The sequence below is a fragment of the Terrimonas ginsenosidimutans genome (genome assembly GCF_022012415.1).
Lineage (GTDB): Bacteria > Bacteroidota > Bacteroidia > Chitinophagales > Chitinophagaceae > Terrimonas_A > Terrimonas_A ginsenosidimutans.
This window is the reverse complement of sequence record NZ_JAKLTR010000009.1, coordinates 1-15,917: the sequence shown is the minus strand read 5'-3', so window position 1 is coordinate 15,917 and position 15,917 is coordinate 1. Positions and strand designations below refer to the sequence as shown.

The following is a 15,917-nucleotide window of genomic DNA, read 5'->3' as shown; positions in this document are numbered from 1 at the left end:
CGCTGATAAAATTAGGGAAATACAGCCACGATAATTGTATTTGTTAGATGAGGATTGACCGTTGTCCGCTGACCGCTGACCGCTGATCGATCGGTCAACGGACAACGGTCAACGAACTAGAATCCTGATCCCGCAGATCCACCTGACTGTGACGCTCTTTTGTTTTCATCGTCTGCGCCTGTATTCCGCTGGCGGGCTGCTTTTACGGAACTGCTGCCAAAACGGTAGGTGAAGTTCAGTTTGAACATACGGCTTTCGAACCGGACATTGTTGCGTGTTTGCTGGCCGCTGAAGTCTGTAGAGATCCTGTATTGCAGTGTACGGAACACATCACTTACCGATGCTTTGATGTTTGCTTTTCCATTCCAGAGTTTCTTCTGTATGCCGAGGTCAGCGCTGCCAAAACCTTTGATCTTTACCATGCCCATTACGAGCGTAGGAGCGACATAATAGCCTGTAAGTTCTGCTGTCCAGGTTTTTGAAAAGCTCAGGCTGTTCTGCATAAAGGCGCTGAAGCCAAATGCGTCCTGGCTTACCCTGCGTCCATCAATATCCGCTTTATAGTCGGAATAATTTCCTGCGGCATTCAGCATTGCCGAGTAGTTTCCTTTGCGGATCATATAACTGAGGTTCAGGTTCAGTACTTTTTGTGAGGCGAGGTTGCGCTGTGTGATGAAAGATTTGGAAATATCTGCAGTGTCGGTTACCTGCGTGAACATGTCTTTCACAATACTGTAGTTCAGAGATGTTGTTAGTTTGTATTTATATGTATGAGTGATGCCGAAGCTATTGGTGTATTGTGGACGCAGGTCGATATTGCCTCTCATTGAATAGTATTCACTCAGCCTGATCTCGAACAGGTTCATTTGCTGATAAGATGGGCGGTCGATCCTTCTGCTATAGGTAATGCTCAGCTGATTCATCGGGTTTTTGTTGAACGTGACAGCGGCGCTTGGGAACAGATCGGTATAGTTTCTTTTGAATGAGGAATCATACGCTTTGTAGCCACTTCCTTCATTCCTGAATGCATTGGACCTTCCTTCGATGTTCGTATTCTCCGCGCGCAATCCTGCCTGGATCATGAAACCTTTGAAGGGGCGGCTGTAGTTGACATAAGCGGCATTGATATTCTCTTTATAAATAAAATGGTTGCTGCGATCGAGGTCTTTGATCAGGTTCTCATTGTACTGCTGAAAATCATTATCGGTGTTTACATATCCAACCTTACCACCTGCTTCGATCTTCGCTTTGCCAATCGACTGCTCATAATCTGCTTTTACAGAATAGATATCGATCTTTGCGGGAGTGATCATTGTGACGGCATTCCTGCTGATGATGGTCTGCCCCGTTGGGTCAAAGTAGGTGTTTGGCTGGAACTGGTTGCCCTTCAGTTCATGGAATCCATAATCTGCATTTATTGTCAGCGTCTTTCCTTTAGAGCCATTGCGGGTAAAGTTCAGATTGGCGTTTAAGTTGTCGTTGTTACGGATATTGTCTCCACCCGCTACAAGCAGGCGGCTGGTATTGCCGGTTTGTTTGCCTGCGATAATAGTGGTGTTGTTTGCGTTCATTTCCATATCGGCGAAATTGCCGGTGATGATCGCCCCGATAGTTGTTTGCTTATCGATAAAATAATCAGCCCCGACTTTCAGGTTATAGCTTGTTACGCGATTAAGCTGTGTTCCCCGCTGATCAAAGATGGAGTCGGGAATCGTACGGTAGCTGTTAAGCGTTGAGATCATTTTTATACGGTTAACGCCGGCATTGCCGAAAATATTCACTTTTGCATTGCGGTGATTAAGGGAAACACTGCCGTTGTATTTAGGAAAGGTGCCGATATTCCAACCGGCGGCAACAGATCCGTTTGTGCCGAAAGCTTTATTCTTTTTCAGAACGATATTGATAATGCCTGCATTGCCTGCCGCTTCATATTTAGCAGATGGGTTGGTGATCAATTGTATTGATTCAACCTGTGAAGATTGCAGGCTTTTCAGGAAGTTGGCAAGATCAGTGCCGGACAAAGGGCTTGGGCGGCCATCGATATAGATCTGTACACCGTTCTTTCCGGCCATGCTGATGTTATCGTCCTTATCTACCAATACTCCCGGTGACTTGCGAAGAAGTTCCAGCATGTCCGAGCCTGTGGCGTTGATCGTACCTTCTACGTTTACGATCGTCTTGTCAGCCTTTACTTCCACCAGCGGTTTGGTTGCGGTAACTGTAACAGCTTTCATTTCTGTGACCGATTTTTTGATCACCAGTAGAGGAAGTGTAACGGAACCAGTGCTGTCAAGGGTAAATTTTTCAGAAAAAGCGGGCGTATGACCGGCAAGGGTGGCTTTTACCAGGTATTGGCCGGTAGCGATGCCTCCGAATTGGTATCCGCCTTCTTCTTTTGTTATTTCCATCTTGATCACCGCAGAGTCTTTTGCGCGCAGGAGGCTGATGGTGGCAGCGCCGGCGGGGGCGTTCTGCTGATCCTGTACACGGCCATTGATCTGCTGGCTGAAGGCGGCTGATCCGCTCAATAGCAGGAGGGAAAGAATAAAGTGTCTCATAATATCTTGCTTTTATGTTTGAGAGTTGGTTTCTGATAACAGGACAAACCTATAAAAGCAAGGATCGGTTATGAAAAACGTTACACGAAACAGGGTTTGGGGAGTACGAATAGGGGGCGAGAGCTTCCGCGGGTCGGGCTATTGTGTACCCATAAGTATTTGAATGGCGTAGGGGAACGCGGCGGACACGGCGATACGCGACATACGCAGCGAAAACAGCCATAGCAGACTTTGTATTCGCCGCGCGCGTCGCGTATCGCCGTGTCCGCAGCGTTCCCCTACGCCATCAACCTATCAAGAGATTATTCGGTCATATAAAAGGAAAAATGTGAGTACACGGTAGCCCAAAGGGGGAGATTTAGAGGGGGCCTTACGCAGGGCGGCAGACAAGACAGTTAGCTACCCTGTTCTACCTTAACCAATGTCTTAAAATCTGCGGGAAACCGGGCAGGCAAGGAAGTATTAGCAATAAAGACGAATCATCGTCCCCAGTTGACCGTGATCTTGTGTTTGGTAGCGAAGTTCTTTCCGGAATTGATCAGGTTATTATACTTCTCTTCGAAATCAGCGCTGTATTTATCATGAATAGCGGCTGCCGCGGTGCGGATCGAATCATTGTGGGCGCCGTCATCATACATACTGGCAAGAGATTGATACTCGTTCCGGTAAACAGGAAGGATAAATTCGTGTAATTGGATGGAGGCATGTAAAATATCTTTCGTGTCTGTTGTTTCTTTCAGATCTTTTAATTTGGTCAGGTTGCCTTCTACAAACCGGATCTTATCATCCACGACATCTTTTCTTTTCATGGGTCTGGAAGAGTCGCGTGAGCCTTCCACCAGCATTACGGATGGCTGATCCAGCTCGCGCTGAAATCCATCATTGGCAAATCCGACGATCAGGTTGCTGTTCAGCACGGCCAGGTCAAAATATCTCTCCGGGGTGGCATCCTCGCATCCTGAAAACAGGATGACTGCGGATAAAGCAAATGCGAAGAAGATGAACTTTTTCATATGCGGTTGGTTGGTCTTCGCAAAGTTGTGTAAGAGATTCTTATCATCCGTTTTTATCAGGTTGAAGCGGGGTGTTTTTGAAATGAAGCGATGTCCTTTGGTCCGTTGTCCGTTGATCGTTGTCCGTTGACCGGCGTTGTAACGAAAAGGCGGTAGCTCAAACCTTCTGTTTAATTGTGTATTATCGGGTTGTCCTTGCTTCCGCACCAAGCCTGAGGCAGACTGCGACCAAAGGCTTTATACGACGTTAATGCTGCCACAAACGGGCAACGGTCAACGGATAACGGGCAACGCTATTGCTACGTTTGGCGCAGACTGTCAACGATCATTTCGTACCTTCGCCCCTTGTCAACCTCCCCACATATACGCCTTTCGGAACTCACCAGTTCTATCGCCCGCACGATCAATGACGGGTTTGGGAATCAGCATTACTGGATCGTTGCGGAGGTGACGAACTACAGCTTTCAATCTTCAAAGGGACACCACTATTTTGACCTGGTGGAAAAGGCCAGCAGCGGCACCCAGATCATTGCCAAAATGCAGGCTGCGGCATGGTCGCAGGGGCATGACAGGATCCAGGAATTTCAGCGGGTAACAGGGCAGCAGTTCAGGAATGATATTGAAGTGATGCTGAAAGTGTCTGTTTCTTATCATTCATCCTTTGGGCTGAAACTGACCCTGCTTGATGTCGACAGTAATTTCACCATTGGCGCGCTGGAATTGCAGAAGCAGCAGACCTTGCAAAGACTGGTAGCGGAGAATCCCGGCGTTATACGCAAGGCCGGTGATCAGTATATTACGCCAAATAAAGAAAAGCCCCTGCCGCGGGTGCTTCAGCGGATCGCTGTGATCACTTCGAGTTCTTCTGCGGGCTTGCAGGATTTTTTACATACACTTGAGTCAAACAGCTTTGGATATAAGATCACTATTGATCCGTTTTATACGATAGTGCAGGGGGAAGCCAGGGCCGACCTGATCTATAATAAACTGCTGGATGTTTATAATTCGGGCATTCCTTACGATGTAGTGGTGATGATCAGGGGAGGAGGTGCTCAAACGGATTTTCTGATCTTTGATCAGTATCCGTTAGCAAAGATCGTGGCGAGGTTTCCCATACCGATCATAACGGGAATTGGTCACCAGATCAATCAGACCGTTGCGGACATGATGGCGCATACTTCAGTGAAAACGCCGACCAAAGCAGCCGAATTCATCATTGCGCACAACAGGGCGTTCGAAGATGGTATTGTCGCATTGCAGAAAACAATATTGATACGGTCGCAGCAGATGTTCCTGAAACAAAATAAGTTGCTGGCGGATCTCAAATCCACTGTTACCAATAAAACCCAGTTGTTATTGAACGAACATCGTTCGTTCCTTTTGAAAGCTCACCAGACAGTGGTCAATCAGTCCGGTGAGATCTTACTGGAGAAGAATCGTGAGCTGCTGAAGCTGTGCTCTGTGGTATTGACAAGACCCAGGATCATTGTTTCTACCCAGCAGCACTCGCTTGCAAATATGGTGGGTACGATCAAACTGTTCAGTGCAAACCTCCTAAAGAATCAGCAATCGTACCTGGCGCATCACAAAACGATCGCCAGAATGATGGCACCTGACAATATTCTGAAGAAAGGATTCGCTATTGTGAAAGTTGATGGAGAAGTAACAAGTGATCCGGGTAAGGCCGAGAACGGGAAAAATATATCTGTAATTTTAAAAGACATAGAAATCGTTGCTACAGTAAATCAAAAGAAGGAATATGACGGAAAAGATTTTATCGTATGAAGAAGCTTATCGAGAACTGGCAGAGATCGCCGAGGAAATACAAAACGAATCAGTATCTGTGGACGTGCTTGCACAAAAAGTGAAACGCGCTTCCGAGCTGATCACTTATTGCCAGGGGAAACTCCGTTCCACAGAAACGGAAGTGAACAAGATCATTGCACAGATGGAACAGAAAACAAAAGAATAAGAAATGCCAACTGTGAGAAGTTTTTGTGTCTTGATTGACTTTCAATCAGTAACACACTTTTCTGTTAGTGTTTTAACATTACTGTAATGATACTGGCCTGATTTTTTTATGATGTTGTCTTAACTTACTGTATCTATGAAAACATCATTTTTTTCAGGCCTAGTGGCGATATGCCTGGCATCTTCTTTTGTTGGCCGTGCTCAGGCTGACGTGGATAGCACTGTACTGGCCAGATACAGTTATCCCATCTTCGCGTTGTATGGGCAGCAACAGTTCACGGGTACCGCATTTTTCTATAGATCCGGTGATACAACATTTCTTGTAAGCAATTATCACGCGATCAAGGGAATGAGTCCGCTGAAACAATCCATCACATTTAATGCTGATACGCTTTACCTGAAGTATCCTGTTAAGAATTCAGAAGAGACAAAATTATTGTCTATCGATGTGAGTGATGATGTGACGGGCGAAACAGAGATCTTCAGTATGGTTGACCGGATTGATCTTTTGAAAATCCCACTCCTGCTGCCTGAAGATGCGGAGGTTCATTTTATTAATGACCTGATCGATCCGGCTTATTTCGATGCGGTGCCGGAAGAGGTGATCGTGTTCGGGTTTCCAACGCAGGAGGGTGCGGTGCCGGCATTTTATTCAAGACAGCAAAGGCTTGCGGGAAATGTGAATCTTCGTGGTTTTGCAGATTATGATGCGTCTTTGCGTGTAAATTTTCCCAATTCCTCAGATAGCGCACGGGCTATCCTGGGAGGAACATCAAGGTATTATTATTTTATCAAGCCGTATGCAGCGCAGGGGTATTCGGGCGCGCCCGTACTGGGTAGATTCCGTACGGCTGAGCATCAGACAGTGTACAGGTTTGTGGGGGTCATCTTTGCGGGACAGCCACTGACGCGTCAAACCTGGGCGATCAAGGGAGAGGTCGCATGGCAATACCTGAAGGGAATGTTGTAAGGCCGCATATTTCGTCTTATTGGTATTCTGCTACGCTTCGTTCGCTAAATCCAGTGTTCCGCCTGCTATTGTTTCGTGTGATCGGTATGCCGGGTAATTTTACACCGTAAACCTTATCAGTATTATGAGACTTCTTTTTTACAGTTGCTTACTTTTCTGTATGATCAGCGGAACAAATGCCGGGGCGCAATCTGCCAAACCAGTGAATTATTTGAATACGGGTTCGGATATTTCTTTTAACGGATCGAAGTTTATACTCGCCTGGAGTTCACATCCGACGGCACTTTATTATAAACAAGAGTATTTGCCTGCAGGCCAGTCGCCGGAAAAATTTACCGATATGCTGATGCTGGAAGTAGTTTCCTCATCGCTTACGCATAAGGATGCCTATGATGCGAAAGTGGCTGAACTGACAAGTCTTAAACGGACAAATCCATATGTGAATTTTGAAACATTCTACCACAAGGAAAGTGATGAGTACCTGCTCGATTTTGTGATCACAGCAAATGCAGCTGATGGGAAAACGATACAGATCGCTGAGCGGAATATCTACCGGTATAAAAAGTACAGCGGCTCAAAGGGTGAAACGGGTGTAATACTCTTTGCGGTGAGCAAAAGAAGTTACGGTGCTGCCGCGCCCGGGTTCGTAAAGAGTATCTCAGGTGAAACGAGAAAAGACCTTGCTGATAAAGTGAAACGCTTTGCCTTTCCATCGATCACCCTGAAGTAATATAAAGATAACTGGACTATAATAGTTGGTCACCCGTCCGTCTCCCCCCCCCATAAAGAAACAATCATGAATGGGATAGATGGCACGGGTGATCAAAAGCGAAAGAATTATCGGTTTGTTGCTGAACAAACTTTGTGTGTATCATAATTGGTCGATCCGTACCCATTTCATTCCTGCAGCTTCAGCGGCCTGCGTTCCGGCATTGCCGTCTTCAAATACCAGGCAGTCTGCGGGCTCCACTTGCAATAGCTCCGCTGCTTTCAGAAAAGGATCCGCAAATGGTTTTCCTCTTTCAGTTTCTCCTGCGCAAACAATTGCCTCTACCAGGTAAGTCAGTCCAAGGATCTCCAGCGTTTTGGTAACCGACTGCCGGCTGCTTCCTGAAACTACGGCGATCTTTACTTTGCCGGCATGTGCTTTCAGGTGATCAACCACGTGGGGGATCGGTTTGGTTTGAGGTATATGTGTATCGAAGAACAGGTCGTATTTCAGTTTAGCAAATTCGACAGGGTCGAGCGAGCTGTTATAGCGCTTGTTGATCTCTTCGATCACGTTTTTGATCGGCCATCCTGCCAGTTCGTCGATGATCGCTCCATCCATCGTAACGCCTTTAGAAGCGGCTACATCGATATAGGTTTGTTTGTGGGCTTCCATATTATCTGCGAGTGTGCCGTCGCAATCGTACAGATATGCTTTAAATCCAGTGCTTAAGTTGGTGAGCTTTTCAAGTTTCAGGTCGATGTTGTTCATGTCTTTTTAATGATCGAATAAAAAAGTTAAGGTTTGCTATCGCGAAGCTATGAGCTTTTTTGATTCTTTGCTTAGGAAAGGAAAAGGTCAATTACGGTTTTGCTCTTTAAGGAATATTATTTGGCAGTAATCCGGTTGAGCAAGGGATAGTCTGGCAAAATACTTGAAGCGCTGTGTTTATTCTTTTAAACCTTAAACCAGATTGTCTTATGAATCATGTTTACATGAGGGGACGGTGGAGTATCTCTATCCCGGTCCGGGTATCTTCACTGATCTTCATTCAATGTTTGTTATTCGTAAATACAGGATTGTTAAATGCGCAGCCAACTGTATTGTTAAAGGGAGGTATTGCTGTTGTCGGTTATAATGGAGGCAATGGTCCGGCTACGTCCACCTCAGATGAATTCACTATCATGGCGCTGCAGGATATCAATGCGGGCACTGAGATAAAGATCACTGACAGAGGGTGGGACGGAGTGGCATTCTTTTCAGCCACTTTCACTGGTGATGGAGCATTTATATGGACGGTGGGTTCATTTATTACACGGGGGACGGTTTTCAAGTTCAGTGTCACTCCGTCGAACGTTGCCAGTTCAACTGTCGGCAGAGCTGTAAACATGGTTCCGGTAAATGGAACACTCTCGTTTCTGGATGCTACAAGCTGGGCAGGGGTGGCTACCTTAGGGGCATTCACAACTGTGGGAGACCAGGTGATCATTTACCAGGGACCGGAGTCTACGCCATCATTTATATTTGGGATCAATACCAGCAACAATCCAACCTTTACACCAGCAAATGGGCAATGGCAGAATGTTACATCAGCGAACATAACTGCTCTCACAAGTGCTCTGCCAACCGGACTGGTAAATAATGCGGCGTTGGATGGTACAGTCGCTGCCACTGCACTGGGTTTTACACTGGGTTTTACGAGTGCAAACCTTGCCTATAAAGGTCCAAAGAGCGGTACACCTGATTTTCTGTTAAAGCAGATCGCTACACGTGCTAACTGGGACCAGGTGGGAGGGCCTTTTGATATTACTCCCGGCAGTGTAGCCGCCGGCGCTTACTTCACGGGTGGTCAGCCGATATTCCTCCTGTCGTTTGCTTTGCCTGTTACGCTGGTTTCTTTCACGGCGGAGTCTCGCGGCGATATAAATCAATTGATATGGAAGACAGCGGATGAATTCGCCTTCCGTCATTTTGAAGTGGAACGTTCAACTGATGGACGAATTTTTTCTTTACTATCTATTGTGTCTTCAGGTACGTTGAACGGTCATTACCGGTATGACGATCCTTCAGATAGGACCAGCAATGCATCTTACTACCGGTTGAAGATGGTAGATAATGATGGCCGGTATAAATACAGCCAGGTGGTGATGGTTAGAAATGCATTGATTGCTGCATTGAAACTTTTCCCAAATCCTGTAAGCTCGGTTATGCAGATCACCGTTCCGGAAGCTGGCGAGGGTACTTTAGCATTGCAGGTGTTTGATGCGCAGGGGCGACTGCTTATTACAAGAACATATGAGCGTACAGGAGGAGTAATGGCTGTCACCCTTGATGTTTCTGCCCTTCCGCGTGGAAAGTATTTTCTTAAAGCCGAGCAGGGTAGTTATAAAGACAAAACTGTTTTCCTGAAAGAGTAGCGGCTGTGGGCTGGCTATATTGCAAACCTTCGAATGGAATTATCGTAAGAGTATCGCAAAGTGCGCAAAGGGATCGCAAAGTGCGCAAAGGGATCGCAGAGGGCGCAAAGGGATCGCAGAGGGCGCAAAGGGATCGCAGAGTGCGCAAAGGGATCGCAGAGTGCGCAAAGGGATCGGAAAACACGCAAAGGTTCTTTGCGTACTCTGCGATCTCTTTGCGCACTCTGCGATACTCCCGCAACAGCTATAAAAAAGCCTCCCGGGGATAAACCGGGAGGCTCTATCTGATAAACAATGTGTCTTTTACTTGCCTGCCTGTTTTCTTGCAAATTCAGCGCGGATCACATTTAACGCTCCACCTGCTTTGAACCATTCGATCTGCTGTTCATTGTAAGTGTGGTTGACTTCGATCACATCTTTTGTTCCGTCTGCGTGGTTGAGTTCAACACGTAGTGGCTGACCGGGAGCAAAAGAAGACAGGTTTTCGATATCGATGTTATCGTCTTCCTGTACTTTATCGTAATCCTCTTTATTCGCAAAGGTCAGTGCCAGCATTCCCTGTTTCTTCAGGTTTGTTTCGTGGATACGGGCGAAGCTGCGAACCAGGATCGCTCTTACACCAAGGTGCCGTGGTTCCATTGCTGCGTGTTCGCGGCTGCTGCCTTCTCCATAGTTCTCGTCGCCGACTACGACGCTGCCGATGTGAGCAGCTTTGTAAGCTCGTGCGGTGGCGGGTACTGGTCCGTATTCACCGGTCAGCTGATTTTTAACCGTGTCAGTTTTATCGTTGAAATAGTTGATCGCGCCGATCAGCATGTTGTTGCTGATATTATCCAGGTGGCCGCGGAATTTCAACCATGGACCAGCCATCGAGATATGGTCAGTAGTACATTTTCCTTTTGCTTTGATCAGCAGTTTGAGGGCCTGGAGATCATGTCCTTCCCAGGGAGCGAAGGCTTGCAATAATTGCAGACGCTGACTGTCCGGCTGCACTACTACTTTCACCTGGCTGCCATCTGCAGCGGGAGCCTGGTAACCTGCATCTTCCACAGCGAATCCTTTCGGAGGAAGTTCGTATCCGGAAGGTTCATCCAGCAGTACTTCTTCACCATTTGCATTTTTCAGTTTATCGGTCAGCGGGTTGAACGCGATACTTCCTGCGATGGCCATTGCTGTGACGATCTCGGGGCTTGCCACGAATGCGTGTGTGCTGGCAAGGCCATCATTACGTTTTGCAAAGTTGCGGTTGAATGAAGTGATGATCGTGTTCTTACGGTTGGGATCGTCGATATGACGCGCCCATTGCCCGATACAAGGTCCGCATGCATTTGCCAGAACAATGCCGCCCACACTTTCAAACGTATTGATGAACCCGTCGCGCTCGATCGTGAAGCGAACGAGTTCGCTGCCGGGCGTGATGGTGAATTCTGAATTTGCCTTCAGGCCTTTGCTGACCGCATTTTTGACGATGCTGGCAGAGCGGCTGATGTCTTCATAAGAAGAGTTGGTGCAGCTGCCTATCAGTGCCACTTCGAGTTTCTCCGGCCAGCCATTTTCTCTGACAGCTTCCGCCATCTTAGAGATGGGTGTAGCGAGGTCAGGAGTAAAAGGTCCATTCACATATGGTTCCAGTGTGCTAAGGTCAAGCTCGAGCAACTGGTCATAGTATTCTGCCGGGTTTGCGTATACTTCAGGGTCGGGGCGGAGGTGTTCTTTGATACCGTCTGCAAGTGACGCTACTTCTGCACGACCGGTTGATTGCAGGTATGCGCTCATCTTTTCATCGTATGCGAACAGCGAACAAGTTGCGCCGATCTCAGCTCCCATATTACAAACGGTGCCTTTACCGGTAGCGCTCATGTTGTCTGCGCCTTCGCCGAAGTACTCCACGATAGCACCGGTTCCGCCTTTCACTGTTAATTGTCCGGCAACCCAAAGGATGACGTCCTTGCATGATGTCCAGCCATTCAGTTTGCCGGTAAGTTTTACACCGATCACTTTTGGCATTTTCAATTCCCAGGGGAGGCCGGCCATAACGTCAACTGCATCGGCGCCGCCAACACCGATGGCTACCATTCCGAGGCCGCCGGCATTGGGGGTATGCGAGTCTGTGCCGATCATCATACCACCGGGGAACGCATAATTTTCAAGCACCACCTGGTGGATGATGCCAGCACCCGGCTTCCAGAACCCGATGCCATACTTATTAGAGATAGAAGCAAGGAAGTCGTATACTTCTTTATTTACTTCATTAGCAGTTGCAAGGTCGGCCACGGCACCTGTCTTTGCCTGGATCAGGTGATCACAGTGTACAGTGGAAGGAACAGCCACCTGGTCACGGCCGCAGGTCATGAATTGCAGCAATGCCATCTGGGCGGTAGCATCCTGCATGGCAACGCGGTCTGGTGCAAAATCGACATAGTGCTTTCCGCGTGTATAAGAAGTTGGAGGCAATGCGCCGTGTAAGTGAGCGTATAGGATTTTTTCGGTGAGTGTAAGAGGCTTGCCGATGGTGTGACGGGCTGCAGCGATCTTACCCGGCATTTCAGCATAAACTTTTTTAATGAGATCAAGATCAAATACCATGTGGATATAATTTGAAGTTAGGCATTGGTCGTCGGCCAGTGTCAGGTCATTGATAGACCAGAGGCGGGGCGAAAAAATGACGCGACGGTGACGACGACTTGAAAAGTGCTACGAATTTACGGATAAATCGGGGGTTTCTGAGCTGAAACTGAAGAAAGGGTGGATGAGAGAGAGGTGATGGACGAGCGAGACGACGTATGCTGGACAGTTGCGTTAGTGCGCGGTTTTTTGGGCCTAAGGTTCCCGCAGATTATAAGACATTGGTCAAAGTAGAACAAGGTACCTAACTGTCTTGTCTGCCGCCCTGCGTAAGGCCCCTCTAAATCTCCCCTTGGTGGCTACCGTGTACCCATAAGTCTTTGAATGGCGTAGAGGAACGCGGCGGACACGGCGATACGCGACGTACGCAGCGAAAACAGCCATAGCAGACTTTGTATTCGCCGCGCGCGTCGCGTATCGCCGCCGCGTTCCTTTAGGCCATCAAGCTATCAAGAAATTATTCGGTGATATAGAAGGAAAAATGTGGGTACACGGCAGCCCGAAGGGGGAGACTTCGCACATTTATTATGAAAGTGGCATCTAAATATGTTGAATGGATTGTTCGACATATTTGGACACTTTTGATTAGCAGACTGCTCCAGGTCTCCCCTTCGGGGAAGATTTAGAGGGGGCCTTACGCAAGGCAGATAAGTTTTTGTGAGATGGAATCTACGCTGATTTAAGGCGCAGATATATTTCTTTCACTAGAAATTCATATGCGCATCTGGTACGACTGCGTTAAATCCTCGTGGTCCGTGATCTGTTTCGGCTAATCAGCCCGTAAGTTCTTCACCGGACTTGATAGTGCGGCCCTGACCGTTCTGTATCCGACGGTGATGGATGCAATGATCGCAAGACTGCCCAGGGCGAGCAGGAAGATCCATGCTGAAAAATTGATCCGGTATTCAAAATCTTTCAGCCAGCTGTTCATCATCCACCACGCCACCGGCGCAGATACAATGAATGCCAGCAGGATCAATCGGGAAAATTCTCTTCCGAAAAGCCATACCAATTGTACCGGAGAGCTTCCGAGTACTTTGCGGATCCCGATCTCTCTCGTTTTTCGCAACACCATAAATGATACAAGTCCGTACAGACCCAGGCAACCAATAAAGATCGCGATCAGGCAGAAAATGCTGATCCCCTGTAGCATGAATGCTTCGTTCCTATAAAATCCCGCGATCTTATCATCCAGGAATTTATATTCATATACCTGGTCGGGATAGGTCTCGCTCCATGTTTTTTCTATCGCACTCAGCGTTTGCGCAACATTGGCTTTGTTGATCTTGAGGGCATAATTAACATAGAAACCTGTATCAGTCCATAAGGCAACTGCACTGATGTCTTCATGAAAAGAATGATCGTTAAAATCTTTCATCACCCCCACCACCGGAAGCGGTGTTCTCAGTGAGATGGAAATATTTTTACCAATAGCTTCTTCCGGGGATTTCAATCCAAGCTTTTTTACCATTGTTTCATTGATCAGCAATTCGCGTGCGGTATCCGAGGGGAAAATGTTTCTGCCTGCTACCAGTTGCAAGCTGAACGTGGATAGATACTGGTTATCTGCAGACTTAATATTTGCTGCAAAAGGTTCGTCTTCCGCACGGCTGCCAAATCGCACAGGGGCATTCCAGGCTGCATCGGAAGATGGCGGCTCATAGCATTGAGATATTTTTTCAACGCCCGGCAGCTGGGATAGTTTTGTTTTTAGCGTTTGCGCAGTGCTTGTTGGTCCTTCTCCAGCCGGCACTACAACAATAGCGTCCTTGTCAAAGCCCATGGATGACTGTTTGGCGAATTGAACCTGTTTCGCGATAACGATCATGCCAATGATCAGAATAAAGGAGATCGCGAACTGCCCAACGATCAGCGTTCTTCTTGTATTTAATCCGCCCAGTTGATGACGCGATATTCTTCCTTTGATCGCTGCAATCGGCTTGAATCCTGACAGTATCAGACCGGGATATGCGCCGGCCAGAAAGGTAACAACAACGATCTGTGCAATCAGGAAAGCACTTAGCTGCCACGACCGGAAAAGATTGACAGATACATCTGTGCCCAGCCACCTGTTCAGGTACGGCAAAGTGATATTGGCCAGCAATAAGCCCGTTAATGTTGCAAGGATCGTAATGATGGCCGTTTCGCCGATGAACTGCCAGAATAGCTGCGTACGGCTACCTCCGATCACTTTACGTATGCCCACTTCCTTTGATCGGTTTACGGCCTGCGCTGTGGCAAGATTGACAAAGTTCACGCAGGCGGTGATCACCAGGAATAAGCCGATGAATGACAGGATCCAGAGATTTCGTTTTTCGATGATCCCTCCGTAACGACCATCGAAGTGAAGCGCCGAGAGCGGCTGAAGTTTATAATGATGAATGTTCTTATTGCCTGCCCTGAATTTTGTGACATAGGCAGGTAGAACGGCTTCAACCTGCTCCGGAGTAATGTCTTCTTTAAGTTTGATATAGCAGCGCATGGCGGATGTCATTCCTCCCCAGGCATCGTCACTTGCCATCCAGGCGTTGTAGTCTTTCAGGCTTGCATAGGAGATGATGATCTCGGCCGGAAGGTCTGTATTCGCCGGCAGATCTTTTAAAACACCGGTCACCTTTGCTTCGACCCTGTTTGCCACCGTAATTGTTTGATTGATCGGGTCTTTTTCGCCAAAATATTTTCGCGCCATTCTTTCGGATATAATGGCTTCGTGTGGCGAAGAGAGCAGGTTGCTTTTGCTGCCTTTTACCAATGGGAAATTAAAGATGTCGAAATATTCGGGCTCTGCGAATGCAATACCGGCAGGTTCTTTGAATTTCCTGTTTTCTCCATCGATGGAAATATTTACCAGTTCATTGCTCAGCTGCGCAACCCTGGCCGTTTTTTCTGCAAATGAATAATCGTTCCTGAAAGCTTTCCCAAAGGGTGAAGGCACGCTCGAAGAGTAGGAGATATTATCGCGATGCTGTTCTGTTACCACGCGGTACACACGATTTGCGTCAGCATGAAAATCATCAAAGCTGAGATGAAACCGGACCAGTACGAAGATCACGATCCCGCAACTGATGCTGAGTGCGAGCCCAAGTGTATTGATCAATGTATAATTACGGTGTTTGACCAGATTTCTCCAGGCGACGCGAAAATTTGTCCGGAACATAACTAAAGCGTTTGAGTTTAGAGGTGTATACCCAAGTCGGTGCCAGTTTGTTAAGATACTGACAGTCATTTTGTTATTCTCTCCCTTGCGACCTGATTTGTTCGGAAGCGATACACACACTGTTCTTTTTTAAAGCATTACACAGATGTGCGCAACCTGTTCTTGCTTAAAACCGCCCTTTTTTTTACATTAGCAGTATGAACCGTTTTAAGGAATTTGTAGAATGGAATGCGTTTGGCGTTTGCGCCGCGATCGGAAACCGGATGGGCATTGCGACCACCCGTATCCGCCAGTATTTCATTTACACATCGTTGCTGACGATGGGTTCTCCGATCATCATATATATGTTTCTTGCCTTTTGGCGCAATCTGCGCAAGTATACGAGTGCGGCGAAGAGAAATCCATGGTATTATTTGTGATCTGCGATCGGCGGTGAAGGTGGGGATGCAGTTTCCTGCGGTTTTTGCCGGGCGGGCAAGGGCGCTTTTTTTCGACGC

11 protein-coding genes are annotated in these 15,917 nt (G+C 47.4%); 6 read left to right on the top strand and 5 right to left on the bottom strand.

Annotated elements, in window-relative coordinates; genetic code table 11:
- Window positions 1-116: 116 nt before the first annotated feature.
- Window positions 117-2,558, bottom strand: a complete 2,442-nt coding sequence (locus LZZ85_RS14440) for an outer membrane beta-barrel family protein (protein ID WP_237873315.1) — start codon at window positions 2,556-2,558, stop codon at window positions 117-119.
- Window positions 2,559-3,037: 479 nt separating this feature from the next.
- Window positions 3,038-3,571 carry a hypothetical protein gene (locus LZZ85_RS14435; protein WP_237873313.1) on the bottom strand — a complete coding sequence of 178 codons (534 nt, stop codon included), beginning with the start codon at window positions 3,569-3,571 and terminating at the stop codon, window positions 3,038-3,040.
- A gap of 345 nt (window positions 3,572-3,916) precedes the next feature.
- Here LZZ85_RS14435 and xseA point away from each other — a divergent pair, with 345 nt between their 5' ends.
- The 4 genes from xseA (at window position 3,917) to LZZ85_RS14415 (ending at window position 7,242) form a co-directional block, all read left to right on the top strand.
- Window positions 3,917-5,356 (top strand): exodeoxyribonuclease VII large subunit, encoded by a 1,440-nt coding sequence (gene xseA / locus LZZ85_RS14430; protein ID WP_237873311.1) that lies wholly within the window; start codon window positions 3,917-3,919, stop codon window positions 5,354-5,356.
- Window positions 5,331-5,543, top strand: a complete 213-nt coding sequence (xseB, locus tag LZZ85_RS14425; RefSeq protein WP_237873308.1) for an exodeoxyribonuclease VII small subunit — start codon at window positions 5,331-5,333, stop codon at window positions 5,541-5,543. Before xseA ends, xseB begins: the two co-directional genes overlap by 26 nt.
- Window positions 5,544-5,678: 135 nt before the next feature.
- Entirely contained in the window at window positions 5,679-6,512 is an 834-nt protein-coding gene (locus tag LZZ85_RS14420; RefSeq protein ID WP_237873306.1) for a hypothetical protein, read from the top strand.
- 124 nt (window positions 6,513-6,636) lie between these two features.
- Complete coding sequence (locus LZZ85_RS14415) at window positions 6,637-7,242, top strand: hypothetical protein (RefSeq protein WP_237873304.1); 606 nt, start codon at window positions 6,637-6,639, stop codon at window positions 7,240-7,242.
- A gap of 141 nt (window positions 7,243-7,383) precedes the next feature.
- Here LZZ85_RS14415 and LZZ85_RS14410 read toward each other — a convergent pair whose 3' ends face one another.
- A complete protein-coding gene (locus tag LZZ85_RS14410) occupies window positions 7,384-7,992 on the bottom strand; it encodes an HAD family hydrolase (RefSeq protein WP_237873302.1) in 609 nt (202 codons plus the stop codon).
- Between the two features lie 209 nt (window positions 7,993-8,201).
- On the opposite strand from LZZ85_RS14410, the gene LZZ85_RS14405 reads away from it, so the two are divergent.
- Window positions 8,202-9,638: a T9SS type A sorting domain-containing protein gene (locus LZZ85_RS14405; RefSeq protein WP_237873300.1), complete on the top strand. Its 1,437-nt coding sequence runs from the start codon at window positions 8,202-8,204 to the stop codon at window positions 9,636-9,638.
- A 303-nt stretch (window positions 9,639-9,941) separates the two neighbouring features.
- Here LZZ85_RS14405 and LZZ85_RS14400 read toward each other — a convergent pair whose 3' ends face one another.
- Both LZZ85_RS14400 and LZZ85_RS14395 read right to left on the bottom strand, forming a co-directional pair.
- Window positions 9,942-12,224: an aconitate hydratase gene (locus LZZ85_RS14400; protein ID WP_237873298.1), complete on the bottom strand. Its 2,283-nt coding sequence runs from the start codon at window positions 12,222-12,224 to the stop codon at window positions 9,942-9,944.
- 808 nt (window positions 12,225-13,032) lie between these two features.
- Window positions 13,033-15,420 (bottom strand): ABC transporter permease, encoded by a 2,388-nt coding sequence (locus LZZ85_RS14395; protein WP_237873296.1) that lies wholly within the window; start codon window positions 15,418-15,420, stop codon window positions 13,033-13,035.
- A gap of 197 nt (window positions 15,421-15,617) precedes the next feature.
- Here LZZ85_RS14395 and LZZ85_RS14390 point away from each other — a divergent pair, with 197 nt between their 5' ends.
- Window positions 15,618-15,839 carry a PspC domain-containing protein gene (locus tag LZZ85_RS14390; RefSeq protein ID WP_237873294.1) on the top strand — a complete coding sequence of 74 codons (222 nt, stop codon included), beginning with the start codon at window positions 15,618-15,620 and terminating at the stop codon, window positions 15,837-15,839.
- Window positions 15,840-15,917 lie beyond the last annotated feature (78 nt).

Coding starts and splice junctions, on each gene's coding strand:
- LZZ85_RS14400 (WP_237873298.1), bottom strand. CDS start 12,224: ATGGTATTTGATCTTGATCTCATTAAAAAAGTTTATGCTGAAATGCCG.
- LZZ85_RS14415 (WP_237873304.1), top strand. CDS start 6,637: ATGAGACTTCTTTTTTACAGTTGCTTACTTTTCTGTATGATCAGCGGA.
- LZZ85_RS14440 (WP_237873315.1), bottom strand. CDS start 2,558: ATGAGACACTTTATTCTTTCCCTCCTGCTATTGAGCGGATCAGCCGCC.
- LZZ85_RS14390 (WP_237873294.1), top strand. CDS start 15,618: ATGAACCGTTTTAAGGAATTTGTAGAATGGAATGCGTTTGGCGTTTGC.
- LZZ85_RS14405 (WP_237873300.1), top strand. CDS start 8,202: ATGAATCATGTTTACATGAGGGGACGGTGGAGTATCTCTATCCCGGTC.
- LZZ85_RS14395 (WP_237873296.1), bottom strand. CDS start 15,420: ATGTTCCGGACAAATTTTCGCGTCGCCTGGAGAAATCTGGTCAAACAC.
- LZZ85_RS14435 (WP_237873313.1), bottom strand. CDS start 3,571: ATGAAAAAGTTCATCTTCTTCGCATTTGCTTTATCCGCAGTCATCCTG.
- xseB (WP_237873308.1), top strand. CDS start 5,331: ATGACGGAAAAGATTTTATCGTATGAAGAAGCTTATCGAGAACTGGCA.
- LZZ85_RS14410 (WP_237873302.1), bottom strand. CDS start 7,992: ATGAACAACATCGACCTGAAACTTGAAAAGCTCACCAACTTAAGCACT.
- LZZ85_RS14420 (WP_237873306.1), top strand. CDS start 5,679: ATGAAAACATCATTTTTTTCAGGCCTAGTGGCGATATGCCTGGCATCT.